Here is a 26,478-nt window from a genome sequence, read left to right as displayed (position 1 = left end):
TTTTATTACCGAAAGAAAATTACTTTTTTTCAATAGGTTACACATGAATCCTGATACACCACTGCAGCTTCTGGGCGGCCTCACAGCCCGCGAATTCATGCGCGACTACTGGCAGAAAAAACCCCTGCTCGTCCGCCAGGCCTTCCCGGACTTTGAAAGCCCGATCGACGCCGACGAACTGGCCGGCCTCGCCCTGGAAGAGGAAGTCGAATCGCGCCTGATCCTCGAACATGGCGAACGCCCATGGGAAATGCGTCGCGGCCCATTCGAGGAAGACGCCTTCAGCCAGCTGCCAGCGCGTGACTGGACCCTGCTGGTGCAAGCGGTCGACCAGTTCGTCCCTGAAGTGGGCGAGCTGCTGGAGCACTTCCGCTTCCTGCCAAGCTGGCGTATCGACGACGTGATGATCAGCTTCGCCGCCCCCGGTGGCAGCGTTGGTCCGCACTTCGACAACTACGACGTGTTCCTGCTGCAAGGCCAAGGCAAGCGCAACTGGAAAATCGGCCAGGTCTGCGACAGCGACAGCCCGCTGATCGAGCACAGCGACCTGCGTATCCTGGCGGACTTCGAGCAGAGCGACGAGTGGACCCTGGAACCCGGCGACATGCTCTACCTGCCGCCGCGCCTGGCCCACTACGGCATCGCCGAAGACGACTGCATGACCTACTCGGTCGGCTTCCGCGCCCCAAGCGCTGCAGAAGTGCTCACCCACTTCACCGACTTCCTCAGCCAGTTCCTGCCTGATGAAGACCGCTACAGCGACGCCGACGCCAAGCCGGTCAGCGATCCGCACCAGATCCAGCACGACGCCCTCGACCGCCTGAAAAACCTGCTCACCGAGCACATGGGCGACGAGCGCCTGCTGCTGACCTGGTTCGGCCAGTTCATGACCGAGCCACGCTACCCCGAGCTGGTCAGTGGCGAGCCGCTGAGCGAGGAAGAGCTGATCGACAGCCTCGAGCAAGGCGCCATCCTGATCCGCAATCCAAGCGCCCGTCTGGCCTGGTCCGAAGTCGACGACAACCTGCTGCTGTTCGCCAGCGGCCAGAGCCGCCTGCTGCCGGGCGACCTGCGCGAAATGCTCAAGCTGATCTGTGCCGCCGACGCATTGCATGTTGAAAACCTTGGCGAGTGGCTAAGCCATGAAGATGGCCTTACCCTGCTCTGCGAACTGATCAAGCAAGGAAGCCTGGGGTTTGCCAATGAATAAGATCACGGTACGGGTTGCCGACTGGCAGAAAGACAACGCTGACATCCGTCGCATTCGTGAAGCCGTGTTCATCGCCGAACAGGCCGTACCGCCTGAGCTGGAATGGGACACTGACGATACCAGCGCGGTGCATTTCCTGGCCTACGAAGGTGATTTTGCAATCGGTACGGCACGCCTGCTGCCCAGCGGCCATATTGGCCGGGTGTCGGTCCTCAAGGACTGGCGCGGGCTGAAGGTCGGCGATGCCCTGATGCAAGCGGTGATCGTCGAAGCCCAGAACCGCGACCTGAAGCAGCAGATGCTCAGTGCCCAGGTTCACGCCACGCCGTTCTACGAGCGCCTGGGCTTCAAAGTGGTCAGCGAGGAGTTCCTCGAAGCCGGCATCCCGCACGTCGACATGGTGCGCGAGTCCAAAGAGCTGGCTTGACGGCCAATCCCCGGCAGGGCCAACGCCTCAAGAGCGGCGGCCTTGCCGGAGATGCTTTTCCACCACACAACTCCCACATCTGCCGCAAATTTGCCATCATGTCCTCTCCACCCGCGGAGATCATGGACATGCCGCTACGCCCCCTTCTCGCCTCACTACTGCTGTCCTTCAGCCTCAGCACCCTGGCCGCCACTGAAGTGTTGCCACTGAGCCACCGGACCAGCGCCGAAATCCTCCCCGCCGCACAGTCCTTTCTCGGAAAGGACGGCAGCGTCAGCGCCTTTGAAAACAAACTCATCGTCAAAGCCGCCCCCGACAAGATCGACGAGCTTCGCACCCTCCTTGAACAGCTCGATACCGCGCCCCGGCGCCTGCTGATCAGCGTTGACAACAACGACAGCAACTTTCAGGACAATCGCGGCAACGCACGCGTCATTCGCTACGGCACAGCCAACCGCGAAGGCGGCCTGCAACAAGTTCAGGCCAGCGAAGGCGTACCGGCACTGATTCAGGTGGGCCAGAGCGTCCCGCTGACCACCACCCAGACCGACACCTATGGCCGCCTGCAAAGCCAGACGGAGTACCGCAATGTCACGCAAGGTTTCTACGTGACCGCAAGCGTCACCGGCCAGACCGTGCACCTGAACATCAGCACCAACAACGACCGGATGAGCCAGGAACGCCCCGATGTAGTGAACGTTCAAAGTACCGACACAAAAGTCACAGGAAAACTAGGGGAATGGATCACACTGGCTGGCAACAACCAGCAAAGCCAGTCGGAACGCAACACTCAGGCCTTCACTTACTCGACTCAACGCGGTGAAAACATGACGTTGCGGGTAAAAGTCGATGCATTGGACTGATCCCAGGGAAATCAAGGCCTCGACCAACGGCCTCGGAACTGACTGACGAGTCTTATTAGACCAAAGATGTAGTAACCACAAAAAAGCACTACAAAACATTTGACGGCCTCAAATCGCAGAGGCATGATGGCCCCGCTCCCGCTAATCAGAGGCCCTGGCAAGGGCCTTCGAGTCGCGCTCTAAACCTACCCAATTGAGCCGATTCGTGTCTGTACAGCCCACAAGGCGTTTGACGAGATTGCGACTGGAACGAAGTTGTCCCGAGGGACGGAAGCGCATCAAACGGTACACGGCCCATCAGGGATCGCAGCACGGCAACCACGAGCCAACCTGCAGTCACCAGAAGCGCCAACTACCTGCTCACTTCCCCCTTGAGCCTCACTCGTTCAACCGTCGCACATTTCGCCAAACACGACTGATCGCCAATGCTTCTGATCTGCGAGCAATCGGTGCTGCCCCTGTAAATGAACAGCGCAGCCGACAGAGCGAACATTTTTACCAAGACCTATGCGACGAGGTTTATTTTCATGGCACTGACACGCGAACAGCAAATTGCAGCCCTCGAAAAAGACTGGGCCGAAAACCCGCGCTGGAAAGGCGTGACCCGTACCTACACCGCTGCTGATGTTGTCCGTCTGCGTGGCTCGGTCCAGCCAGAGCACACCCTGGCCCGCATGGGTGCCGAGAAGCTGTGGAACCTGGTTACCCAAGGTGCCCATCCATCCTTCCGCCCCGAAAAAGATTTCGTCAACTGCATGGGCGCCCTGACCGGCGGCCAGGCAGTACAACAGGTCAAGGCCGGCATCCAGGCTATCTACCTGTCCGGCTGGCAAGTGGCTGCCGATAACAACTCGGCCGAGTCCATGTACCCAGACCAGTCGCTGTACCCAGTGGACTCGGTTCCAACTGTGGTCAAGCGCATCAACAACTCGTTCCGTCGTGCCGACCAGATCCAGTGGAAAGCCGGCAAGAACCCAGGCGATGACGGCTACATCGACTACTTCGCTCCGATCGTAGCGGACGCCGAAGCCGGTTTCGGTGGCGTACTGAACGCCTACGAACTGATGAAGAACATGATCGAAGCAGGCGCTGCTGGCGTTCACTTCGAGGACCAACTGGCCTCCGTGAAGAAATGCGGCCACATGGGCGGTAAAGTACTGGTTCCAACCCAGGAAGCCGTTCAGAAGCTGACCGCTGCCCGTCTGGCTGCCGACGTTGCTGGCGTACCGACCATCATTCTGGCCCGTACCGACGCTAACGCCGCCGACCTGCTGACCAGCGACTGCGACCCGTACGATCAGCCATTCGTGATCGGCGAACGCACCCAGGAAGGCTTCTACAAAGTACGCGCCGGCCTGGATCAAGCCATCGCTCGCGGCCTGGCCTACGCGCCGTACGCCGACCTGATCTGGTGTGAAACCGCCAAGCCAGACCTGGACGAAGCTCGTCGCTTCGCCGAAGCGATCAAGAAGGAATACCCGGACCAGATCCTGTCCTACAACTGCTCGCCTTCCTTCAACTGGAAGAAAAACCTGGACGACGCGACCATCGCCAAGTTCCAGCGCGAACTGTCGGCCATGGGTTACAAGCACCAGTTCATCACCCTGGCGGGTATCCACAACATGTGGCACAGCATGTTCAACCTGGCGCACGACTACGCCCGCAACGACATGACTGCCTACGTGAAGCTGCAGGAGCAGGAGTTCGCCGACGCGTCCAAAGGCTACACCTTCGTTGCTCACCAACAGGAAGTTGGCACCGGCTACTTCGACGACATGACCACCGTGATTCAGGGCGGCTCGTCTTCGGTAACCGCACTGACCGGCTCCACCGAAGAAGAGCAGTTCCACTGATCAATGATCAGTAGCTGATATTCGGGTAGCACTGAAAACCCGGGGCCTGTGATGGGGCTCCGGGTTTTTTTACACCTGCCATGAGCGAGAGCCAGCTAGACCCATCAGCGCTCCCTACAGGTTCGCCTGGGATGGCTTCGGCGGAGTGCCCATGAGTGCGCGGTGACTGCATCGCGGGCAAGCCCTGCTCCTACAGGGTGGACTGCCTCATGAGCCACCAACCAACGCACCGAAGCATTGATCCAAGGCGGCACAACCCAGGAAAAAAGCTGCTAAATAGGTAAACGCAAAAAATTATGGACACTGCACTATGAGCAGGAACTTCCAGGCAACAGAAGGCGCTAATAAACAGTCGCGCCAAATGATATCAATTATCATTAACAATCTTGTCGTTCATTACACCAAGCAAGAAACATAATTAACAAAAGGTGAGGCAATGCCCAGCCTATGCGGCCTGCAGCGTGTTACGAAAGATTTTTGTTCTTAATCTAGCGAATTAATTTGCTGCAGAAATTTTACTTGCACCCGCTTTACCCATAAAATCAGCCCGATAGATCCCGCTGCGACATATCGTCACTGCTCTACTTCTTTCAAGCTCAGAGACCCAAGCGCTCTGTTAAGGATTTTCAGCATGCCCGATTCGACAGGACTCATCGCCCACAACTGGGGCTTTGCCATTTTCCTTTTGGGTGTCGTCGGCCTGTGCGCCTTCATGCTCGGTCTGTCCAGCCTGCTCGGCAGCAAGGCCTGGGGCCGCAGCAAGAACGAACCCTTTGAATCCGGCATGCTGCCTACCGGCAGCGCACGTCTGCGCCTCTCGGCAAAATTCTATCTGGTCGCGATGCTGTTCGTGATCTTCGATATCGAAGCCCTCTTTCTCTTTGCATGGTCTGTGTCTGTTCGCGAAAGCGGCTGGACCGGATTCGTCGAAGCACTCGTTTTCATAGCAATTCTGTTGGCAGGTCTTGTCTACCTTTGGCGAGTAGGGGCGCTCGATTGGGCTCCCGTAGGTCGTCGCAAGCGGCAAGCGAAGCTGAAACAATGAGGCTTTGGCAATGCAATACAATCTCACCAGAATCGATCCGGATGCGCCTAACGAGCAGTACCCCATCGGAGAACGGGAAACCGTCTCCGATTCGCTGCTAGAGGACCAGGTCCACAAGAACATCTTCATGGGCAAACTTGAAGATGTGCTCAGTGGCGCGGTGAACTGGGGGCGTAAAAACTCCCTGTGGCCTTATAACTTCGGCCTCTCCTGCTGCTACGTGGAAATGACCACGGCCTTCACGGCGCCCCACGACATCGCCCGCTTCGGCGCCGAAGTCATCCGGGCATCACCGCGTCAGGCCGACTTCATGGTCGTCGCTGGCACCTGCTTCATCAAAATGGCGCCGATCATTCAGCGCCTGTACGAGCAGATGCTCGAACCCAAGTGGGTCATCTCCATGGGTTCGTGCGCGAACTCTGGCGGCATGTACGACATTTACTCGGTCGTTCAGGGGGTCGACAAGTTCCTCCCCGTGGATGTCTACGTGCCTGGCTGCCCGCCTCGCCCTGAAGCATTCCTGCAAGGCCTGATGTTGCTGCAGGAGTCGATTGGCCAGGAGCGTCGCCCTCTTTCCTGGGTTGTCGGTGATCAAGGCGTATACCGCGCCGAGATGCCGTCACAGAAAGAGCAGCGTCGTGAACAGCGCATCCAGGTCACCAACCTGCGCAGCCCCGACGAAGTCTGATCCAGCGACCTGCTGCCTGCTCTGCGGAACAGGCGGCCTGGCTTCATTCTCTACGTTGACCGAAAGCGACCGAGACCATGACAGCGGACACCGCTATTTACATCCCGCCTTACAAGGCTGACGACCAGGATGTGGTCGTCGAACTGAACAATCGTTTTGGCCCAGAGGCGTTCACCGCCCAGGAAACCCGCACCGGCATGCCTGTGCTGTGGGTGACCCGCGCCAAGCTGATCGAAGTACTGACGTTCCTGCGCAACCTGCCCAAACCGTATGTCATGCTCTATGACCTGCACGGTGTGGACGAGCGTCTGCGCACCCAGCGCCGTGGCTTGCCGGGCGCCGATTTCAGTGTGTTCTACCACCTGCTCTCGATCGAACGTAATAGTGACGTAATGATCAAGGTCGCCCTGTCTGAGAGCGACCTGAGCCTGCCAACCGTCACCGGTATCTGGCCGAACGCCAACTGGTACGAGCGTGAAGTCTGGGACATGTTCGGCATCAACTTTGCCGGCCACCCGCACCTGACCCGCATCATGATGCCGCCGACCTGGGAAGGTCACCCGCTGCGCAAGGACTTCCCTGCCCGCGCCACCGAGTTCGATCCGTACAGCCTGAACCTGGCCAAGCAACAGCTCGAGGAAGAAGCCGCGCGCTTCAACCCTGAAGCCTGGGGCATGAAGCGCTCCGGTGCCAACGAGGACTACATGTTCCTCAACCTGGGCCCGAACCACCCTTCGGCTCACGGTGCCTTCCGTATCGTCCTGCAGCTGGACGGCGAAGAGATCGTCGACTGCGTTCCGGACATCGGTTACCACCACCGTGGTGCCGAGAAGATGGCCGAGCGTCAGTCCTGGCACAGTTTCATTCCTTACACCGACCGTATCGACTACCTCGGCGGTGTGATGAACAACCTGCCGTATGTACTGGCCGTCGAGAAGCTGGCCGGTATCAAGGTGCCACAGAAGGTCGACGTCATCCGCATCATGATGGCCGAGTTCTTCCGGATCACCAGCCACCTGCTGTTCCTGGGTACCTACATCCAGGACGTCGGCGCCATGACCCCGGTGTTCTTCACCTTCACCGACCGCCAGCGTGCCTACACCGTGATCGAAGCGATCACCGGCTTCCGTCTGCACCCGGCCTGGTACCGCATCGGTGGCGTCGCCCACGACCTGCCACGTGGCTGGGACCGCCTGGTCAAGGACTTCGTCGAATGGCTGCCCAAGCGCCTGGACGAGTACGAGAAAGCCGCCCTGCAGAACAGTATCCTGCGCGGCCGTACCATCGGCGTTGCCCAGTACAACACCAAGGAAGCCCTGGAGTGGGGTGTCACCGGTGCTGGCCTGCGTTCCACCGGTCTCGACTTCGACCTGCGTAAAGCCCGCCCTTACTCGGGCTACGAGAACTTCGAGTTCGAAGTGCCGCTGGCCCACAATGGCGATGCCTACGACCGTTGCATGGTCCGCGTTGAAGAGATGCGCCAGAGTATCCGCATCATCGACCAGTGCATGCGCAACATGCCGGAAGGCCCATACAAGGCGGATCACCCGCTGACCACGCCGCCACCGAAAGAGCGCACCCTGCAGCACATCGAAACCCTGATCACGCACTTCCTGCAAGTTTCGTGGGGCCCGGTCATGCCGGCCAACGAATCCTTCCAGATGATCGAAGCGACCAAGGGTATCAACAGTTACTACCTGACGAGCGATGGCGGCACCATGAGCTACCGCACCCGGATTCGTACCCCGAGCTACCCGCACCTGCAGCAGATCCCTTCGGTGATCCGCGGCAGCATGGTCGCGGACCTCATTGCGTACCTGGGCAGTATCGACTTCGTTATGGCTGACGTGGACCGCTAAGCATGAATAGCACGCTTATCCAAACCGACCGTTTCGCCCTGAGCGAAACCGAGCGCTCGGCCATCGAGCACGAGATGCATCACTACGAGGACCCGCGCGCGGCGTCCATCGAAGCCCTGAAGATCGTTCAGAAAGAACGTGGCTGGGTGCCTGACGGTGCGGTCTACGCCATCGGCGAGATCCTGGGCATTCCGGCCAGCGATGTCGAAGGCGTCGCAACCTTCTACAGCCAGATCTTCCGTCAGCCTGTCGGCCGGCACATCATCCGCGTCTGCGACAGCATGGTCTGCTACATCGGCGGCCACGAGTCGGTGGTCAGCCAGATCCAGAGCGAGCTGGGCATTGGCCTCGGCCAGACCACCCCGGACGGTCGCTTCACCCTGCTGCCGGTGTGCTGCCTGGGTAACTGCGACAAGGCCCCGGCGCTGATGATCGACGACGACACCTTCGGTGACGTACAGCCGGCTGGCGTCTCCAAACTGCTGGAGGGCTACGTATGACCCTTACCTCCTTCGGGCCTGCCAACCGCATTGCCCGCACCGCCGAAACCCACCCGCTGACCTGGCGTCTGCGCGATGACGGCCAGCCGGTGTGGCTCGACGAGTACCAGGCCAAGGACGGCTACGCTGCCGCCCGCAAGGCGTTGGGGCAAATGTCCCAGGACGACATCGTCCAGACCGTCAAGGACTCCGGCCTCAAGGGCCGTGGTGGTGCGGGCTTCCCGACCGGCGTCAAATGGGGCCTGATGCCCAAAGACGAATCCATGAACATCCGCTACCTGCTGTGCAACGCGGATGAAATGGAACCCAACACCTGGAAAGACCGCATGCTGATGGAGCAACTGCCCCATCTGCTGATCGAAGGCATGCTGATCAGCGCCCGCGCGCTGAAAGCCTACCGTGGCTACATCTTCCTGCGTGGCGAATACGTCACCGCAGCCGCGCACCTGAACCGTGCGGTCGAAGAAGCCAAGGCCGCCGGCCTGCTGGGCAAGAACATCCTCGGCAGCGGCTTCGACTTCGAGCTGTTCGTCCACACCGGTGCCGGTCGCTACATCTGCGGTGAAGAAACCGCACTGATCAACTCCCTCGAAGGTCGCCGCGCCAACCCGCGCTCCAAGCCGCCCTTCCCTGCCGCCGTTGGCGTGTGGGGCAAGCCGACCTGCGTGAACAACGTCGAGACGCTGTGCAACGTGCCGGCGATCGTCGGCAACGGCATCGACTGGTACAAATCGCTGGCCCGCGAAGGCAGCGAAGACCACGGCACCAAGCTGATGGGCTTCTCCGGCAAGGTGAAGAACCCTGGCCTGTGGGAACTGCCATTCGGCGTCAGCGCTCGCGAACTGTTCGAAGACTATGCCGGTGGCATGCGCGACGGCTTCAAGCTCAAGTGCTGGCAGCCTGGTGGTGCCGGTACCGGTTTCCTGCTGCCAGAGCACCTGGACGCACAAATGTACGCCGGTGGCATCGCCAAGGTTGGCACCCGTATGGGTACTGGCCTGGCCATGGCCGTGGACGACAGCGTCAACATGGTCTCGCTGCTGCGCAACATGGAAGAGTTCTTTGCCCGTGAATCCTGTGGTTTCTGCACCCCGTGCCGCGATGGCCTGCCATGGAGCGTCAAGCTCCTGCGCGCCCTCGAGAAAGGCCAGGGCCAGCAGGGCGACATCGAGACCCTGCTGGGTCTGGTCGGTTTCCTCGGCCCAGGCAAGACCTTCTGTGCGCACGCACCGGGAGCCGTGGAGCCATTGGGCAGCGCGATCAAATATTTCCGCCCGGAATTCGAGGCTGGCATTGCTGCGAACGCAGGCGTGCGCCCGGACCTGGCGAAGCCGATTGTCGTCGGCGCATAACGAATAGAACGCGGGTGGTCCGTGCCACCCGCTGCTTGCACAGCTCGCCCGGGTCCGCCTGTCGCGGGCTGCAAGCACACAGTTTTCCATTAGCCACGCCCGCAGACGCGGGCCAACGAAGAACTTTGAACCATGGCCACTATCCACGTAGACGGCAAAGAGCTCGAAGTCAACGGCGCAGACAACCTGTTACAGGCGTGTCTGTCGCTCGGCCTCGACATTCCTTATTTCTGCTGGCACCCGGCGCTCGGTAGCGTCGGTGCTTGCCGCCAGTGCGCGGTCAAGCAGTACACCGACGAGAACGACAAGCGTGGTCGTATCGTCATGTCCTGCATGACCCCCGCCACCGATGGCAGCTGGATCTCCATTGACGACGAAGAAGCCAAGGTGTTCCGCGCCAGCGTCGTCGAATGGCTGATGACCAACCACCCACACGACTGCCCGGTCTGTGAGGAAGGCGGTCACTGCCACCTGCAAGACATGACGGTAATGACCGGCCACAACGAGCGCCGCTACCGTTTCACCAAGCGTACCCACCAGAACCAGGAACTCGGCCCGTTCATCGCTCACGAGATGAACCGCTGCATCGCCTGCTACCGTTGCGTGCGTTACTACAAGGACTACGCAGGCGGTACTGACCTGGGCGTTTTCGGTGCCCACGACAACGTCTACTTCGGCCGCGTCGAAGACGGTGCCCTGGAGAGCGAATTCTCCGGCAACCTGACCGAGGTCTGCCCGACCGGCGTGTTCACCGACAAGACGCACTCCGAGCGCTACAACCGCAAGTGGGACATGCAGTTCGCCCCGAGCATCTGTCATGGCTGCTCCAGCGGTTGCAACATCAGCCCGGGTGAGCGTTATGGCGAACTGCGCCGTATCGAGAACCGCTTCAACGGCTCCGTTAACCAATACTTCCTGTGCGACCGTGGCCGCTTCGGCTATGGCTACGTCAACCGTGAAGACCGCCCACGCCAGCCGCTGCTCGCCAATGGCCAGAAACTGAGCCTGGACGCCGCCCTCGATCAAGCGGCCGATATGCTGCGTGGTCGCAACATCGTCGGTATCGGCTCGCCACGCGCCAGCCTGGAAAGCAACTACGGCCTGCGCGAGCTGGTCGGTGCTGAACACTTCTACTCGGGTATGGAAGCCGCTGAACTTGAACAGGTGCGTCTGGTTCTGCAGGTGCTGAACGACAGCCCGCTGCCGGTGCCAACCCTGCGCGAGATGGAAGACCACGATGCCGTGTTCGTCCTCGGTGAAGACCTGACCCAAACAGCTGCCCGCGTTGCCCTGGCCCTGCGCCAGTCGGTCAAGGGCAAGGCCGAGGCCATGGCCGACGCCATGCGTGTTCAGCCTTGGCTCGACGCTGCGGTGAAAAACATCGGCCAACACGCCATGTACCCGCTGTTCATCGCTAGCCTGGCCGAAACCAAGCTCGATGACGTCGCCGAAGAATGCGTACACGCGTCCCCGGATGACCTGGCTCGCCTCGGTTTCGCCGTCGCCCACGCCATCGACCCAAGCGCCCCTGCCGTTGAAGGCCTGGACGCCGAAGCCCTGGCCTTGGCCAAGCGCATCGCCGATGCCCTGGTCGCTGCCAACCGCCCACTGGTCGTTGCCGGTACTTCGCTGGGCTCCAAGGCCCTGATCGAAGCCGCCGCTAACATCGCCAAGGCGCTGAAGCTGCGCGAGAAGAATGGCTCCCTGAGCCTGGTCGTCCCTGAAGCCAACAGCCTCGGGCTTGCCATGCTCGGCGGTGACTCGGCCGATGCCGCGCTGGATGCCGTGATTTCCGGCAAAGCCGACGCCATCGTCGTACTGGAAAACGACCTGTACAGCCGCCTGCCAGCGGCCAAGGTCGATGCTGCGCTGGCGGCCGCCAAGGTCGTCATCGTTGCGGACCACCAGAAGACCCCAACCACTGACCGCGCCCACCTGGTGCTGCCTGCGGCTACCTTCGCGGAAGGCGACGGTACCCTGGTCAGCCTCGAAGGCCGCGCCCAGCGTTTCTTCCAGGTGTTCGATCCGACCTACATGGACGCTTCGATCCTGGTTCACGAAGGCTGGCGCTGGATGCACGCCCTGCGCTCGACCCTGCTGAACAAGCCGGTGGACTGGACCCAACTGGACCATGTCACCAGCGCCTGCGCAACAGCGGCCCCGCAACTGGCGGGCATCATCAACGCGGCACCGTCGGCGGCATTCCGTATCAAAGGCCTGAAACTGGCCCGCGAGCCGCTGCGCTACTCCGGTCGTACCGCCATGCGCGCCAACATCAGCGTACACGAGCCGCGTACTCCACAAGACCAGGACACCGCATTCGCCTTCTCCATGGAAGGTTATTCGGGTTCGGTTGAACCGCGTCAGCAAGTGCCATTTGCCTGGTCGCCGGGCTGGAACTCGCCACAAGCCTGGAACAAGTTCCAGGACGAAGTCGGTGGTCACCTGCGCGCTGGCGATCCGGGCACCCGCCTGATCGAAAGCCAAGGCGACAAGCTGAACTGGTTCGCCAACATTCCTGGCGCCTTCGCACCGGCTCGTGGTACCTGGCAAGCGGTGCCGTTCTATCACCTGTTCGGCAGTGAAGAGAACTCTTCGCGCGCAGCACCGGTGCAAGAGCGTATCCCGCAAGCCTACGTCGCCCTGGCCAAGTCCGAAGCCGACCGCCTGGGTGTCAACGACGGCGCCATGCTCAGCCTGAACGTCGCCGGCCAGACCCTGCGTCTGCCGCTGCGTATCAATGAGGAACTGGGCGCTGGCCTGGTTGCCCTGCCGAAAGGCCTGGCCGGTATCCCGCCAGCCATCTTCGGTCACACCGTCGAAGGCCTGCAGGAGGCAGCACAATGACCTGGTTCACCCCTGAAGTGATCGATGTGATCATCACCGTCGTCAAGGCCATCGTGGTCTTGCTGGCCGTGGTGGTCTGCGGCGCGCTGCTCAGCTTCGTCGAGCGGCGCCTGCTGGGCTGGTGGCAGGACCGTTACGGTCCGAACCGCGTCGGCCCATTCGGCATGTTCCAGATCGCTGCCGACATGCTGAAGATGTTCTTCAAGGAGGACTGGAACCCACCCTTCGTCGACAAGGTGATCTTCACCCTGGCGCCGGTCGTGGCCATGAGTGCTCTGCTGATTGCCTTCGCGATCATCCCGATCACCCCGACCTGGGGTGTCGCGGACCTGAACATCGGCCTGCTGTTCTTCTTCGCCATGGCCGGCCTGTCGGTCTACGCGGTACTGTTCGCCGGTTGGTCGTCGAACAACAAGTACGCACTGCTCGGCAGCCTGCGGGCTTCGGCCCAGACCGTGTCGTACGAAGTGTTCATGGGCCTGGCGCTGATGGGCATCGTGGCGCAGGTTGGCTCGTTCAACATGCGCGACATCGTCGACTACCAGGCGCAGAACCTGTGGTTCATCATTCCGCAGTTCTTTGGCTTCTGCACCTTCTTCATCGCCGGCGTTGCCGTGACTCACCGTCACCCCTTCGACCAGCCGGAAGCGGAACAGGAACTGGCCGACGGTTACCACATTGAATATGCCGGTATGAAATGGGGCATGTTCTTCGTCGGTGAGTACATCGGCATCATCCTGATCTCGGCACTGCTGGTAACGCTGTTCTTCGGTGGCTGGCACGGCCCGTTCGGCATCCTGCCGCAACTGCCGTTCCTCTGGTTTGCCCTGAAGACCGCGTTCTTCATCATGCTGTTCATCCTGCTGCGCGCCTCGATCCCGCGCCCGCGCTATGACCAGGTGATGGACTTCAGCTGGAAGTTCTGCCTGCCGCTGACCCTGATCAACCTGCTGGTGACCGCCGCGCTCGTGTTGTTGAACACGCCGGCCGGCGCGGTTCAGTGAGGATATAGAGCATGAAGTACATTTTTGACATCATCAAAGGCACCTACACCCAGCTGCGCAGCCTGGTGATGGTGTTCTCCCACGGGTTCCGCAAACGCGACACCCTGCAGTACCCGGAAGAGCCGGTCTACCTGCCACCGCGCTACCGTGGTCGCATCGTCCTGACCCGCGACCCCGATGGTGAAGAGCGCTGTGTAGCGTGCAACCTGTGTGCCGTGGCCTGCCCGGTCGGTTGCATCTCGCTGCAGAAAGCCGAAACCGACGACGGTCGCTGGTACCCCGAGTTCTTCCGCATCAACTTCTCGCGCTGCATTTTCTGCGGCCTCTGCGAGGAAGCCTGCCCGACCACCGCGATCCAGCTGACGCCGGATTTCGAAATGGCCGAGTTCAAACGTCAGGACCTGGTGTACGAGAAAGAAGATCTGCTGATCTCCGGCCCCGGCAAGAACCCTGATTACAACTTCTACCGTGTTGCAGGTATGGCGGTTGCCGGCAAGCCGAAAGGCGCTGCGCAGAACGAAGCCGAGCCGATCAACGTGAAGAGCTTGCTCCCTTAAGGAAGAAAGATGGAATTCGCTTTCTATTTCGCATCCGGTGTCGCTGTGGTGTCCACCCTTCGGGTGATCACCAACACCAACCCGGTACACGCCCTGCTCTACCTGATCATTTCGCTGATCTCCGTGGCGATGACCTTCTTCGCCCTCGGCGCGCCGTTTGCCGGCGTACTGGAAGTGATCGCCTACGCTGGCGCCATCATGGTGCTGTTCGTCTTCGTGGTGATGATGCTCAACCTGGGGCCGGCTTCGGTTCGCCAGGAGCGCGACTGGCTCAAGCCCGGTATCTGGGCGGGGCCGGTGTTCCTCGGCGCACTGCTGCTGCTGGAACTGCTCTATGTGCTGTTCGGCAATCAAAGTGGTGTTGGCATCGGCCACACCACTGTCGATGCCAAGGCCGTCGGCATCAGCCTGTTCGGCCCTTACCTGCTGGTGGTGGAACTGGCCTCGATGCTGCTGCTCGCTGCAGCGGTAACGGCATTCCACCTCGGCCGCAACGAGGCGAAGGAGTAACGACATGCCTGCAATTCCTCTCGAACATGGCCTGGCCGTCGCCGGCATCCTGTTCTGCCTCGGTCTGGTCGGGCTGATGGTGCGCCGCAACATTCTTTTCGTGCTGATGAGCCTGGAAATCATGATGAACGCCTCGGCACTGGCGTTCATTGTCGCGGGCAGCCGTTGGGCGCAGCCGGATGGACAGATCATGTTCATCCTGGTGATCAGCCTGGCAGCGGCCGAGGCCAGTATTGGCCTGGCGATCCTGTTGCAGCTGTATCGCCGCTTCCACACTCTCGATATCGATGCAGCCAGTGAGATGCGCGGATGAACCTTCTCTTTCTGACTTTCGTATTTCCCCTGATCGGCTTCCTGCTGCTGTCGTTCTCGCGCGGACGGTTCTCGGAGAACCTCTCGGCGCTGATCGGCGTCGGCTCGGTAGGCCTCTCGGCCATCGTCGCGGCCTACGTGATCTGGCAGTTCAACGTTGCACCGCCTGCAGGCGGTGCGTACAGCCAGCTGCTGTGGCAGTGGATGTCGGTAGACGGCTTCGCACCCAACTTCACCCTGTACCTGGATGGCCTGTCGGTCACCATGCTGGGTGTGGTGGTCGGCGTCGGCTTCCTGATCCACCTGTTCGCCTCCTGGTACATGCGCGGTGAAGCGGGCTACTCGCGCTTCTTCGCCTACACCAACCTGTTCATTGCCAGCATGTTGTTCCTGATCCTGGGCGACAACCTGCTGTTCATCTACTTCGGTTGGGAAGGCGTGGGCCTGTGCTCCTACCTGTTGATCGGTTTCTACTACAGCAACCGCAACAACGGTAACGCCGCACTCAAAGCCTTCATCGTGACCCGTATCGGCGACGTGTTCATGGCCATCGGCCTGTTCATCCTGTTCCAGCAACTGGGTACCCTGAACGTCCAGGAACTGCTGGTACGCGCACCGGAGCACTTCAAGGCCGGTGACTTCTGGATCGTCATGGCCACCCTGATGCTGCTGGGCGGCGCGGTCGGTAAATCCGCCCAACTGCCACTGCAGACCTGGCTGGCTGACGCGATGGCGGGCCCAACCCCGGTTTCGGCACTGATTCACGCCGCGACCATGGTGACCGCCGGTGTCTACCTGATCGCCCGTACCCACGGCCTGTTCGCCCTTGCGCCGGACGTGCTGCACCTGGTCGGCGTGGTCGGCGGTGTCACCCTGGTACTGGCTGGCTTCGCCGCGCTGGTTCAAACCGACATCAAGCGTATCCTCGCCTACTCGACCATGAGCCAGATCGGCTACATGTTCCTGGCCCTGGGCGTTGGCGCCTGGGAAGGCGCGATCTTCCACCTGATGACCCACGCCTTCTTCAAGGCCCTGCTGTTCCTTGCCTCCGGTGCGGTCATCGTTGCCTGCCACCACGAGCAGAACATCTTCAAGATGGGTGGCCTGTGGAAGAAGCTGCCGCTGGCCTACGCCAGCTTCATCGTCGGTGGTGCCGCCCTGGCTGCCCTGCCGCTGCTGACCGCCGGTTTCTACTCCAAGGACGAAATCCTCTGGGAAGCCTTCGCCAGTGGTAACAACGGTCTGCTGTACGCCGGCCTGGTCGGTGCCTTCATGACCTCGCTGTACACCTTCCGCCTGATCTTCATCGCCTTCCACGGCGAAGCCAAGACCGAAGCCCATGCTGGCCACGGTATTTCCCACTGGCTGCCGCTGGGCGTGCTGATCGTACTGTCCACCTTCGTCGGTGCCTGGATTCATCCACCACTGGCCGGTGTACTGCCGCAGAGCGCCGGCCATGCCGGTGGCGAAGCCAAGCACAGCCTGGAAATCGCCTCGGGCGCCATTGCCATCGCCGGTATCCTGCTGGCAGCCGTGCTGTTCCTGGGCAAACGTCGCCTGGTAACAGCCATCGCCAACAGCGGCATCGGTCGCGTGTTGTCGGCCTGGTGGTTCGCTGCCTGGGGCTTCGACTGGATCTACGACAAGCTGTTCGTCAAACCTTACCTGCTGATCAGCCATGTGCTGCGCAAGGACCCGGTTGACCGCAGCATTGGTCTGGTGCCGCGTCTGGCACGTGGTGGCCACGCTGCCATGAGCCGTACCGAAACCGGTCAGCTGCGCTGGTACACCGCCTCGATCGCCGCAGGTGCCGTGATTGTTCTCGGCGCTGTGTTGTTGGCTGCGGTCTGATATGAACCTTGCGACTTTGCGAAAGGAATTGAGCCCGTCATGATTTTGCCTTGGCTGATCCTGATCCCCTTCATCGGCGGCCTGCTGTGCTGGCTGGGTGAGCGCTTCGGCGCCACCCTGCCACGCTGGATTGCGCTGCTGACCATGTCCCTGTTGCTCGGTATCGGCCTCTGGCTGTGGGCACACGGTGACTACACCCTCGCCCCGGCACCGGGTACCGAGCCTGCCTGGACTGTCGAATACAAAGTGCTCTGGATCGAGCGCTTCGGCATCAGCCTGCACCTGGGCCTGGACGGCCTGTCGCTGCTGATGATCTTGCTCACCGGCCTGCTCGGTGTGCTTTCGGTCCTCTGCTCGTGGAAAGAGATCCAGCGCCACGTCGGCTTCTTCCACCTCAACCTGATGTGGATCCTGGGCGGCGTGGTCGGGGTGTTCCTGGCCCTGGACCTGTTCCTGTTCTTCTTCTTCTGGGAAATGATGCTGGTGCCGATGTATTTCCTCATCGCGCTCTGGGGTCACAGCTCGGCAGACGGCAAGAAGACCCGGATCTACGCAGCAACCAAGTTCTTCATCTACACCCAGGCCAGCGGTCTGATCATGTTGGTGGCGATCCTGGGCCTGGTACTGGTGAACTACAACACCACCGGCGTACTGACCTTCGACTACAGCACGCTGCTCAAGGCCGAACTGCCAGCCGGTACCGAGTACCTGCTGATGCTGGGCTTCTTCATCGCCTTCGCGGTGAAACTGCCGGTTGTACCGTTCCACTCCTGGTTGCCTGATGCTCACGCCCAGGCACCTACCGCAGGTTCCGTGGACCTGGCGGGTATTTTGCTGAAAACCGCTGCCTACGGTCTGCTGCGTTTCGCCCTGCCGCTGTTCCCGAATGCCTCGGCGGAATTCGCGCCAATCGCCATGACCCTCGGTCTGATCGGGATTTTCTACGGTGCATTCCTGGCCTTCGCCCAAACCGATATCAAGCGCCTGATCGCGTTCTCCAGCGTCTCGCACATGGGCTTCGTGCTGATCGGTATCTACTCCGGTAGCCAGCAAGCGCTGCAAGGTGCTGTGATCCAGATGCTCGCACACGGTCTGTCGGCTGCGGCACTCTTTATCCTGAGTGGCCAACTGTACGAACGCCTGCACACCCGTGACATGCGTCAGATGGGCGGCCTGTGGCACCGTATCGCTTACCTGCCAGCCATCAGCCTGTTCTTCGCCGCCGCGTCGCTGGGCCTGCCAGGTACCGGTAACTTCGTTGGTGAATTCCTGATCCTGATCGGCAGCTTCGTCAGCTCGCCATGGGTGACTGTGATCGCTACCAGCGGCCTGGTCTTCGGTTCGGTCTACTCGCTGATCATGATCCACCGTGCCTACTTCGGTCCGGCGAAATCCGATGAAGTCCTGGCTGGTATGGACACTCGCGAAATGATCATGGTGCTGGGCCTTGCTGGCCTGCTGATCCTGCTGGGCGTTTACCCGCAGCCGTTCCTCGACACCTCTGCCGCTACCATGAGTGGTGTGCAGCAGTGGCTCGGCACCGCTTTCACTCAACTCGCTTCGGCCCGGTAAGAGCGCTATGGACCTGACGATTCAACACTTTATCGCGCTTGCGCCGCTGCTGATTACCAGTATCACCATTGTTGTGGTGATGCTGGCTATCGCCTGGCGCCGCAATCACTCGCAAACCTTCCTGCTGTCGACCGTGGGCCTGAACCTGGCCCTGCTGTCGATTATTCCAACCCTGAAAGTCACACCCCTGGCGGTCACCCCGCTGCTGACCGTCGACAACTTCGCCTGCCTGTACATGGCGCTGATCCTGGTCGCCACCCTGGCTTGCGTTACCCTCGCCCACGCCTACCTGGGTGAAGGTAAAAGCGGTAAAGGCTACCCGGGCAACCGTGAAGAACTGTACCTGCTGATCCTGATGGCAGCCCTCGGTGGTCTGGTACTGGTCTGTGCACAGCACCTGGCTGGCCTGTTCATCGGCCTGGAGCTGCTCTCGGTACCGGTCTATGGCCTGGTGGCTTACGCGTTCTTCAACAAGCGTTCGCTGGAAGGCGGCATCAAGTACATGGTGCTGTCGGCCGCAGGCTCGGCCTTCCTGCTGTTCGGTATGGCCCTGCTGTACGCTGACGCTGGCAGCCTGACCTTCACCGGTATTGGCAAGGCACTGGCAGCCACTGGCATGCCAAGCCTGCTGGCCCAACTGGGCCTGGGCATGATGCTGGTTGGCCTGGCATTCAAACTGTCGCTGGTACCGTTCCACCTGTGGACCCCGGACGTTTACGAAGGTGCGCCAGCACCGGTCGCAGCGTTCCTGGCCACCGCCAGCAAGGTTGCAGTGTTCGCCGTCGTCGTACGCCTGTTCCTGATCTCGCCGGCTGCCAGCAGCGGCGTACTGACCACCGTGCTGTCGGTGATCGCCGTCGCCTCGATCCTGATCGGTAACCTCTTGGCGCTGACCCAGAGCAACCTCAAGCGTCTGCTCGGTTACTCGTCCATCGCCCACTTCGGTTACCTGCTGATTGCCCTGGTGGCCAGCAAGGGCCTGGCGATGGAAGCCATCGGCGTGTACCTGGTCACCTACGTGATCACCAGCCTCGGTGCCTTCGGTGTGATCACCCTGATGTCGTCGCCGTACAACGGCCGTGACGCTGACGCCCTGTACGAGTATCGCGGCCTGTTCTGGCGCCGTCCGTACCTGACCGCGGTACTGACCGTGATGATGCTGTCGCTTGCAGGTATCCCGCTGACCGCAGGCTTCATAGGCAAGTTCTACATCATTGCGACCGGTGTCGAATCGCAGCTGTGGTGGCTGGTCGGCGCCCTGGTACTGGGCAGCGCCATCGGCGTGTTCTACTACCTGCGTGTCATGGTTACCCTGTACCTGATCGAACCAAACCTGCGTCGTCACGATGCCCCGCTGAACTGGGAACAGCGCACTGGCGGCGTCATGCTGCTGGCCATTGCGATCCTGGCCTTCGTGCTGGGCGTGTACCCGCAGCCGCTGCTGGACATGGTCCAACACGCCGGGTTTCAGCTGATCGGTTGATCGCCCAGGTAACAATCGCTTCAGTAACAACAGACACCCCGCCTCGGCGGGGTGTTTTGTTTTCCGGGCAACGACTGTGCTTCGTCTTGTAGTTGCGGCGTCAGATAGCCGCCTCATAACCTGGAATTCTTGATAATGCGATCCACCCTCCCCCGCTCTCCACTGGCGCTGCTGTTCGTCTGCGCTACCACCGTACAGGCCGACGACGCTGTCGAACTGGGTCAGGTGCTGATTCAGGAGCAGGAACAGAGCGAACTGGCGTCGGCCAAAGAGCGCCTGCAGCGGGTGCCGGGCGGAACCAATCTGGTGGATATGCAGCAGGTCGAGCAAGGCCGGGTTGCCAGCAACCAGGATGTGCTGGCCTACCAACCCGGTGTATTTGCGCAGTCCGCCGGTAATGATGGGGTCAAGTTGTCGATTCGAGGCTCGGGCATCAACCGCGCACCGGGCAGCCACGGTTCGGGGGTGTACACCCTGTTCGACGGTCTGCCACTGACTGGCCCCGGTGGTACCCCCTACGAACTGTTCGAACCGCTGTGGCTGAGCCGCGCCGAAGTGCTGCGCGGCGCCAATGGCTTCGACAAGGGCGCGCTGGCATTGGGCGGAGCCATCGACTACATCACCCACACCGGGTATGACGCAGCGCCCCTGCAAGTCCGTTATGAAGCCGGCAGCCGTGGCTACATGAAACGCCAGATCAGTTCCGGCCAGGTGCTGGGCGACCTGGATTACTACGTGGCGGCTACCGACTCGGCATACGACGGTTATCAGGATCACAGCAGCGGCAGCAGCAAAGGCATCGCCGCCAACGTCGGCTACCGCTTCAACCCGAACCTGGAAACCCGCTTCTACCTGCGTTATCGGGAAACCGAGAACGACCTGGCCGGGCGCCTGACCAAAGCACAGATCAAGCATGATCCACGGGCTGCCAACCCGACCTACCTCTCCCGTGACGCCAGCCGCCCACAGCCGGGCAGCACCTGGCTGGCGAACAAGACCACCTTCTTTCTGGATGACGACTCACGCCTGGAGGCCGGGTTGGTGTATCACGACTACCCGATGGACCTGCGTGAAGGCCTGAACCGCCTGAAAGTGGCCTACACCGATGTCAGTGGTACGTTGAACTACTTCCGTCGAGACACCCTGTTCGACCGCGAGAGCAACACCTCGATCGGCTGGCGGTCGACCAAGCACCTGCCCAATAGCGGCGCATCCGAGTATGTACGGGTGCAACAGGGTACTAACCTCAACACCCCAATCGGTACCAAAACCCGCGACTTCAGCTATCAGGGCTCTGACAACGTATTGCACGCCAGCAACGAGCTGGAACTGGTGCCGGACCTGTGGCTGACCACCGGCCTGGCGCTGATCTACACCCGCCGGGAAAGCGATGTCAGCTATCCCGCCGATGGCGGCAAGGTCAGCCAGCACGACTGGGACTATGCCCCGCGCGTCGGTCTGCGTTACGCCTTCAACCCGCAGCTGGAGGTCTACGGCAACCTCAGCCGCTCGGTCGAGCCGCCACACCCATGGGCGTTGATCTGGAGTGCCAGCGAACGCTTCACCAGCGGCCCAGCCGCCAAACTTCAGAAAACCCCCGTCGAACTGCAGAATCAGACCGCCACCACCCTTGAACTCGGCGCTCGTGGCGACTCGGCACTGGGGCGCTGGGATCTGGCCTGGTACTACGCTGCGGTACGCCATGAACTACTGGCAGTCGAAACGGTGCCTGGCAATCCACCCACCGAAATCAACGCCAGCCCTACGGTTCATCAGGGCATCGAAGCCGGCCTGGACAGCCTGCTCTGGGAGCGTGCTGCCGTGGGCAAGGTGTCGTTGCGTCAGGCCTACACCTTCAGCGATTTCCACTACCGTGATGACGACGTCTTCGGTGACAACCGCTTGCCCGGCATTCCGATGCATTTCTACCAGGCCGAAGTGCGCTTCGATCACCCGACAGGCTTCTATGCCGGGCTCAATACGCAGATGGCCTCCAAGGTACAGGTCGACTACGCCAACTCTTACCCCGCCGACGCCTATGCACTGCTCGGGGCGACATTTGGCTTCAACGCGCCGAAAAACGACTGGCAAACCTGGCTGGACCTGCGCAACCTGACCAACAAGCGGTATGCCGCCACCGTGACACCGGGCTACAACGACCACGGCAATGACATCGCCCGCTCGACACCCGGCGAGGGCTTCGGGGCCTACGTTGGCGTGTCCTACAGCCTGCGCTGAACCATTACCCATAGTGGGGCCACCTGATCCTGTGGCCCCGCACCCGGGCATTGCTGTAGATCAATAAAAGCAGCGGCGCAGTGAGGTAGCCTCTGCGCCTTTTTCAGCTGCGACCCGATCTCCCATGACCAGCCTCGCCAAACCCGAATTACTTGCCCCTGCCGGCACCCTAAAGAACATGCGCTATGCCTTCGCCTATGGCGCCGACGCGGTCTATGCCGGGCAACCGCGCTATAGCCTGCGGGTGCGCAACAACGAATTCGACCATGAGAATCTGGCCATCGGCATCAAGGAAGCCCAGGCCCAGGGCAAGCAATTCTATGTGGTGGTCAACATCGCACCGCATAACGCCAAGCTGAAAACCTTCCTCAAGGACCTGGAGCCGGTGATCGCCATGGGCCCGGATGCACTGATCATGTCCGACCCCGGTCTGATCATGCTGGTTCGTCGGCATTTCCCCGAGATGCCGATTCATCTTTCCGTACAGGCCAACACGGTGAACTGGGCCAGCGTGGAGTTCTGGCGCGGGCTGGGCCTGACCCGGGTCATCCTGTCCCGCGAGTTGTCGCTGGAGGAGATCGAGGAAATTCGCCAGCAGGTTCCCGAAATGGAACTGGAGGTGTTCGTTCACGGCGCGCTGTGCATGGCGTATTCCGGGCGCTGCCTGTTGTCAGGCTACCTAAACAAGCGTGACGCCAACCAGGGCTCATGCACCAATGCCTGCCGCTGGAAGTACAGCGCCACCCCGGCCACGGAAAATGTAACCGGTGAGATCGTCCGCGAAGTCGAGCCGACACTGGGCCTGGGCGCGCCGACCGATGAAGTCTTCCTGCTGGAAGAAAGCAACCGTCCTGGCGAAGAGATGCCGGCATTCGAAGACGAGCACGGCACCTACATCATGAACGCCAAGGACCTGCGGGCGGTACAGCACGTCGGGCGCTTGACCAAGATGGGCGTTCACTCGCTGAAAATCGAGGGCCGCACCAAATCGCACTTCTATTGCGCACGCACCACTCAGGCCTACCGCCAGGCAATTGATGATGCCGTAGCAGGCCGCGAGTTCGACCGCTCGTTGATGCTCAATCTGGAGTCACTGGCGCAACGGGGTTACACCGAGGGGTTTCTGCGCCGCCATGTGCATGACGAGTATCAGAACTACCAACGTGGCAACTCGCAGTCTGAGCGCCAGCAGTTCGTTGGCGAGCTGACCGGTGAGCGGGTCGATGGGCTGGCCGAAGTGCAGGTGAAAAACCGCTTTGGCCTTGGCGATCACCTTGAACTGATGACGCCACGTGGCAACTACCATTTCGACCTGCATCAGTTGCGCAATCGCCAGGGCCAACCGATCGAGGTTGCCCCTGGCGATGGCCATACCGTCTACCTGCCGATTCCTGAGCAGGTCAACCTGGAGTACGGCCTTCTGCTGCGTGACCTGACCCTGTAACGGCCGGTGTCGGCCAGCCTTAGCGCTGGCCGACCTGGAGTCAGAGTTTGACCTTGCGGCGCATGATGCCGTTGACGATGACCACGACGACCGCCACACCGATGGCGATGTACTGGAACACCTTTTCGCTGATCACACCGTCTTTCTGCAGGTAGGACAGCCCCAGCATGGTTGCCAGCACCAGCAGGGACAACAGGATGGAGTATTTAAGGCGTTGGCCTTGAGTCATGTGGGTTTCCTTGACGCGTGGAAGACAAAAATCAAACGCGAATAATACAACGTCCAATCCTCTCACAAGGATATTTTCCCGGTTCTGCCCTACCGACCAACTTGCAAACATGAGCGCTCAAGCACTAACGTCCCTCGCGGAGCATCCTCATGCGCATACCCCACCTGCTCAGTACAGTCGGCCTGCTGGTCTGTATTGAGGCTCAAGCACTGCAAACCATAGACCTCGACCCCTCGCACCTGAAAGCACTCGGAACCAGCCTGGCGAACAGCGCAGGCAACAGCCAATGGCAGCAATTGTGGCAACGTTCTCGACAGGCCGGGCACCTGGGTAGCCCGGAAACACGCGAAGCCTTCACCATCTCCATGCAGGAAATACCGTCACTGGTAAAAGCCACGCTGGCCTCGGCTGAACGTGTTCAAGGGTTGAAAAAAACCCAGGCGTTGTACCGACGCGACTTCGCACCTCAGGTCGTCGGCGCACGCGGCAACACCCCACTCACCGCTGTCTGCCTGTGGGTTGATTGGCGTTCCTTCCCCGACAATGCGCTGCCTCGCCAAACCGCATTGATGGCTCAGGTCAGCCTGTTGGTCACCCACCCTTGCGACTGACGCTGGTAGCGCCAAGCAGCGGCTATGCCGTTGTGGTGGCAGGCCGAAAACCGGGGCTTTGCGCCTGTTACGCCGCGGAATACCCACACCCCTTCGCCATTTTTCCCACCGAACATAAGCAGGAACAGCTACTGGTACAGACCCGCTTGCTACCTAGATCTTTTGTCGCGCAGTGCCCGAGAATCAACCCATGACGCCGACCAACGCAGCCAGCCGGTACGGCACTGCTGATCACGCTGATTGCTGACGGCTAACACCTACCGCAGGCCCAAATGGCTTGCTCATTGACAAGGAAGTGATCATGGAACTCTGCGACCTGAACCGCATCGACATCACCCAACTGCCTCATTCCCTGCAAGCCTTGATCGCGTGTGTCGGGCTGGAAAGCGCGTATCGCCTGACCTGCATCTACGGCGGCAGGCCCAAGTACATTCCCAAGCACCCAGGCCGCACCACGCTGGCCGACGTACTGCCCAATGAACAGCTTGAGGCCTTGATCAAACGCTATGCCGGTACGGCCCTGGAGATTCCCAAACCCGACCACTTCAACCGGCAACTGCGCAACCAACAGATTCAACAGGAAAGCTCGCACGGCCTGTCCCGTAGCGTGCTGGCCGACAAATACGGCCTGAGCCTGCGCCAGATCGGCAATATCCGGCGTCAAGAAGCTCACGCCCGCCACACCGCGTAACGGTAACCGCGCACTCACGCGCACTTCACGATAAGGAAATCTCAACATGGCAACTATCGATAACAGCCTCATCGGCTCGGTCATGAACGCACTGCCACTGGACCGGATGATCTCCGGGCCACTGCAGGCCATGATTCAGGCGCAAGTTAGCGCCAGTAAATCCTACGCAGACTTCCTCATGGGCGTCTGTATCCAGGATGGCAAGGCTGTCGCCATCCAATTCGACTATGAAGAAACCCTCACGGACGAACAGGGTGTCTATCAGGGTACCGTCGCCAAGAAAATGCAGATCCCTCTGCTGGCGGCCATCACTCACCCGAACATCGCCATTGAAGAAGGTAACATCGAGTTCGAGCTGACCATCAGCCAGCAGGCCGAAAGCAGCTCTGAAACCGGTGGCAGCGCTGAGTTTGGCGCCTCCATTGGCTGGGGCCCGTTCAAGATGAGCGTCAAAGGCCAGGTCAGCCACAAGTCAACACAAACCCGCAAGACCGACACCCGCGCGCGTTACGCGTTCAACACCCGCGTCAAACGCCAGGATCCGCCAGAAGCCTTGATGCGCGTCATCGACTTCCTGACCGATGCCGCCACCAAGCCGGTCATGCTTCCCAACACCGAGGCGCAGAACAAGGACGCCTTGCCTGAATCCAAACTGCCAATGCCAGACCAGGTACAACAAACCACTAACTGACACGCGACAACAGGTTCCGCTCTGATGAGCGGAGCCTCCCCGTCCCTCGCCAAAGGAGCCCAGCCTCTTGGAACGCAGTCCTAACGACAAAGAGCCCCTTGCCACCTGCGACCTGGCTGACATTACCCGAGGTCTGCAGGACGCCGCAGCGGCGGCGAACAACCTGATCGCACAACAGTACATCAAGCTGTTTGACCAGTTTTTTGACTATGACGCCGAAGCCTTGGGCGCCCCGATGAAAGCCAAGATGGTTGATGTCGCCATGGATGACCGACATACCTTGAGCATCCCCCTGATCACGCTGGTGTCACCACGCGGCCTGGCCCTGGAGCGGATGCAAGTCGACCTCTCGGTAAAGATCCAGAACACCGAACTGGCCGATGCAAGCCATGTACTGGAAAACAGCGCACTCAAGCACGAACGGTTCATGGTCACCGTAGGCGCTCAGAACAAGCGCCAAGGCGATCATCGTGACCCGGACGAAGTACAGATTCGCATGCAGTTTCAGGCCTGCGAACCGCCCGAGGCATTGAATCGTCTGATCGAAGAGTACACCCAACTGATTACCCCCTGCCGCCAGCCCGATCCTGCACCGCCATCCGCGGACAACGAGTTCATCGCCGCTGCAACCGTTCGCTGAC

The 26,478-nt window shown here is 60.7% G+C and carries 24 protein-coding genes; 23 read left to right on the top strand and 1 reads right to left on the bottom strand.

Features of this window, described 5'->3' with window-relative positions:
• Positions 1-43: 43 nt before the first annotated feature.
• The 19 genes from UIA24_RS19005 to trhP all read left to right on the top strand — a co-directional run bounded on the left by UIA24_RS19005 (position 44) and on the right by trhP (position 23,615).
• Positions 44-1,210 (top strand): ribosomal protein uL16 3-hydroxylase, encoded by a 1,167-nt coding sequence (locus UIA24_RS19005; RefSeq protein WP_065758544.1) that lies wholly within the window; start codon positions 44-46, stop codon positions 1,208-1,210.
• Positions 1,203-1,637, top strand: coding sequence for a GNAT family N-acetyltransferase (locus UIA24_RS19000; RefSeq protein ID WP_065758543.1), 435 nt, complete (start codon positions 1,203-1,205; stop codon positions 1,635-1,637). The genes UIA24_RS19005 and UIA24_RS19000 overlap by 8 nt, the downstream gene beginning before the upstream one ends.
• Positions 1,638-1,735: 98 nt before the next feature.
• Positions 1,736-2,500 carry a secretin N-terminal domain-containing protein gene (locus tag UIA24_RS18995; RefSeq protein ID WP_330523559.1) on the top strand — a complete coding sequence of 255 codons (765 nt, stop codon included), beginning with the start codon at positions 1,736-1,738 and terminating at the stop codon, positions 2,498-2,500.
• Positions 2,501-3,027: 527 nt separating this feature from the next.
• Positions 3,028-4,353, top strand: a complete 1,326-nt coding sequence (aceA, locus tag UIA24_RS18990) for an isocitrate lyase (protein ID WP_065758542.1) — start codon at positions 3,028-3,030, stop codon at positions 4,351-4,353.
• Positions 4,354-4,984: 631 nt separating this feature from the next.
• Positions 4,985-5,398: an NADH-quinone oxidoreductase subunit A gene (locus UIA24_RS18985; RefSeq protein WP_065758541.1), complete on the top strand. Its 414-nt coding sequence runs from the start codon at positions 4,985-4,987 to the stop codon at positions 5,396-5,398.
• Between the two features lie 10 nt (positions 5,399-5,408).
• Positions 5,409-6,086, top strand: a complete 678-nt coding sequence (locus UIA24_RS18980; protein ID WP_065758540.1) for an NADH-quinone oxidoreductase subunit B — start codon at positions 5,409-5,411, stop codon at positions 6,084-6,086.
• A gap of 77 nt (positions 6,087-6,163) precedes the next feature.
• Positions 6,164-7,945, top strand: coding sequence for an NADH-quinone oxidoreductase subunit C/D (gene nuoC / locus UIA24_RS18975; protein WP_099775292.1), 1,782 nt, complete (start codon positions 6,164-6,166; stop codon positions 7,943-7,945).
• A 2-nt stretch (positions 7,946-7,947) separates the two neighbouring features.
• The gene (nuoE, locus tag UIA24_RS18970) at positions 7,948-8,445 is read left to right on the top strand and encodes an NADH-quinone oxidoreductase subunit NuoE (RefSeq protein WP_065758538.1); all 498 of its coding nucleotides are present in this window, start codon (positions 7,948-7,950) and stop codon (positions 8,443-8,445) included.
• Complete coding sequence (nuoF, locus tag UIA24_RS18965; protein ID WP_065758537.1) at positions 8,442-9,797, top strand: NADH-quinone oxidoreductase subunit NuoF; 1,356 nt, start codon at positions 8,442-8,444, stop codon at positions 9,795-9,797. The genes nuoE and nuoF overlap by 4 nt, the downstream gene beginning before the upstream one ends.
• A gap of 132 nt (positions 9,798-9,929) precedes the next feature.
• Positions 9,930-12,644 carry an NADH-quinone oxidoreductase subunit NuoG gene (nuoG, locus tag UIA24_RS18960; RefSeq protein ID WP_330523558.1) on the top strand — a complete coding sequence of 905 codons (2,715 nt, stop codon included), beginning with the start codon at positions 9,930-9,932 and terminating at the stop codon, positions 12,642-12,644.
• Positions 12,641-13,648: an NADH-quinone oxidoreductase subunit NuoH gene (nuoH, locus tag UIA24_RS18955; RefSeq protein ID WP_065758535.1), complete on the top strand. Its 1,008-nt coding sequence runs from the start codon at positions 12,641-12,643 to the stop codon at positions 13,646-13,648. The genes nuoG and nuoH overlap by 4 nt, the downstream gene beginning before the upstream one ends.
• A gap of 11 nt (positions 13,649-13,659) precedes the next feature.
• Positions 13,660-14,205 (top strand): NADH-quinone oxidoreductase subunit NuoI, encoded by a 546-nt coding sequence (gene nuoI / locus UIA24_RS18950; protein WP_065758534.1) that lies wholly within the window; start codon positions 13,660-13,662, stop codon positions 14,203-14,205.
• Positions 14,206-14,214: 9 nt separating this feature from the next.
• A complete protein-coding gene (nuoJ, locus tag UIA24_RS18945) occupies positions 14,215-14,715 on the top strand; it encodes an NADH-quinone oxidoreductase subunit J (protein WP_065758533.1) in 501 nt (166 codons plus the stop codon).
• 4 nt (positions 14,716-14,719) lie between these two features.
• Positions 14,720-15,028, top strand: coding sequence for an NADH-quinone oxidoreductase subunit NuoK (nuoK, locus tag UIA24_RS18940; RefSeq protein ID WP_028944232.1), 309 nt, complete (start codon positions 14,720-14,722; stop codon positions 15,026-15,028).
• On the top strand, positions 15,025-16,878 hold the full coding sequence (gene nuoL, locus UIA24_RS18935; protein WP_065758532.1) for an NADH-quinone oxidoreductase subunit L: 1,854 nt from the start codon (positions 15,025-15,027) through the stop codon (positions 16,876-16,878). Before nuoK ends, nuoL begins: the two co-directional genes overlap by 4 nt.
• 39 nt (positions 16,879-16,917) lie before the next feature.
• Positions 16,918-18,450, top strand: a complete 1,533-nt coding sequence (gene nuoM / locus UIA24_RS18930) for an NADH-quinone oxidoreductase subunit M (protein WP_065758531.1) — start codon at positions 16,918-16,920, stop codon at positions 18,448-18,450.
• A gap of 7 nt (positions 18,451-18,457) precedes the next feature.
• The gene (nuoN, locus tag UIA24_RS18925; protein ID WP_065758530.1) at positions 18,458-19,933 is read left to right on the top strand and encodes an NADH-quinone oxidoreductase subunit NuoN; all 1,476 of its coding nucleotides are present in this window, start codon (positions 18,458-18,460) and stop codon (positions 19,931-19,933) included.
• Between the two features lie 135 nt (positions 19,934-20,068).
• Positions 20,069-22,171, top strand: a complete 2,103-nt coding sequence (locus UIA24_RS18920) for a TonB-dependent receptor family protein (RefSeq protein ID WP_330523557.1) — start codon at positions 20,069-20,071, stop codon at positions 22,169-22,171.
• Positions 22,172-22,295: 124 nt separating this feature from the next.
• On the top strand, positions 22,296-23,615 hold the full coding sequence (gene trhP, locus UIA24_RS18915) for a prephenate-dependent tRNA uridine(34) hydroxylase TrhP (RefSeq protein ID WP_099775296.1): 1,320 nt from the start codon (positions 22,296-22,298) through the stop codon (positions 23,613-23,615).
• A gap of 40 nt (positions 23,616-23,655) precedes the next feature.
• On the opposite strand, the gene UIA24_RS18910 is transcribed toward trhP, so the two are convergent.
• Complete coding sequence (locus tag UIA24_RS18910; RefSeq protein ID WP_065758527.1) at positions 23,656-23,844, bottom strand: hypothetical protein; 189 nt, start codon at positions 23,842-23,844, stop codon at positions 23,656-23,658.
• A gap of 149 nt (positions 23,845-23,993) precedes the next feature.
• On the opposite strand from UIA24_RS18910, the gene UIA24_RS18905 reads away from it, so the two are divergent.
• The 4 genes from UIA24_RS18905 (at position 23,994) to UIA24_RS18890 (ending at position 26,477) form a co-directional block, all read left to right on the top strand.
• The gene (locus UIA24_RS18905; RefSeq protein WP_330523556.1) at positions 23,994-24,455 is read left to right on the top strand and encodes a hypothetical protein; all 462 of its coding nucleotides are present in this window, start codon (positions 23,994-23,996) and stop codon (positions 24,453-24,455) included.
• 301 nt (positions 24,456-24,756) lie between these two features.
• Positions 24,757-25,146 (top strand): Mor transcription activator family protein, encoded by a 390-nt coding sequence (locus UIA24_RS18900; protein WP_065758525.1) that lies wholly within the window; start codon positions 24,757-24,759, stop codon positions 25,144-25,146.
• Positions 25,147-25,192: 46 nt separating this feature from the next.
• Positions 25,193-25,837: a DUF2589 domain-containing protein gene (locus tag UIA24_RS18895; RefSeq protein ID WP_065758524.1), complete on the top strand. Its 645-nt coding sequence runs from the start codon at positions 25,193-25,195 to the stop codon at positions 25,835-25,837.
• 67 nt (positions 25,838-25,904) lie between these two features.
• Positions 25,905-26,477 carry a DUF2589 domain-containing protein gene (locus UIA24_RS18890; RefSeq protein ID WP_065758523.1) on the top strand — a complete coding sequence of 191 codons (573 nt, stop codon included), beginning with the start codon at positions 25,905-25,907 and terminating at the stop codon, positions 26,475-26,477.
• Position 26,478 lies beyond the last annotated feature (1 nt).

Source organism: Pseudomonas sp. AL 58 (assembly GCF_036348395.1).
In the GTDB taxonomy this organism is placed as follows: Bacteria; Pseudomonadota; Gammaproteobacteria; order Pseudomonadales; family Pseudomonadaceae; genus Aquipseudomonas; species Aquipseudomonas defluvii.
This window is presented reverse-complemented; position numbering and strand designations above follow the sequence as displayed.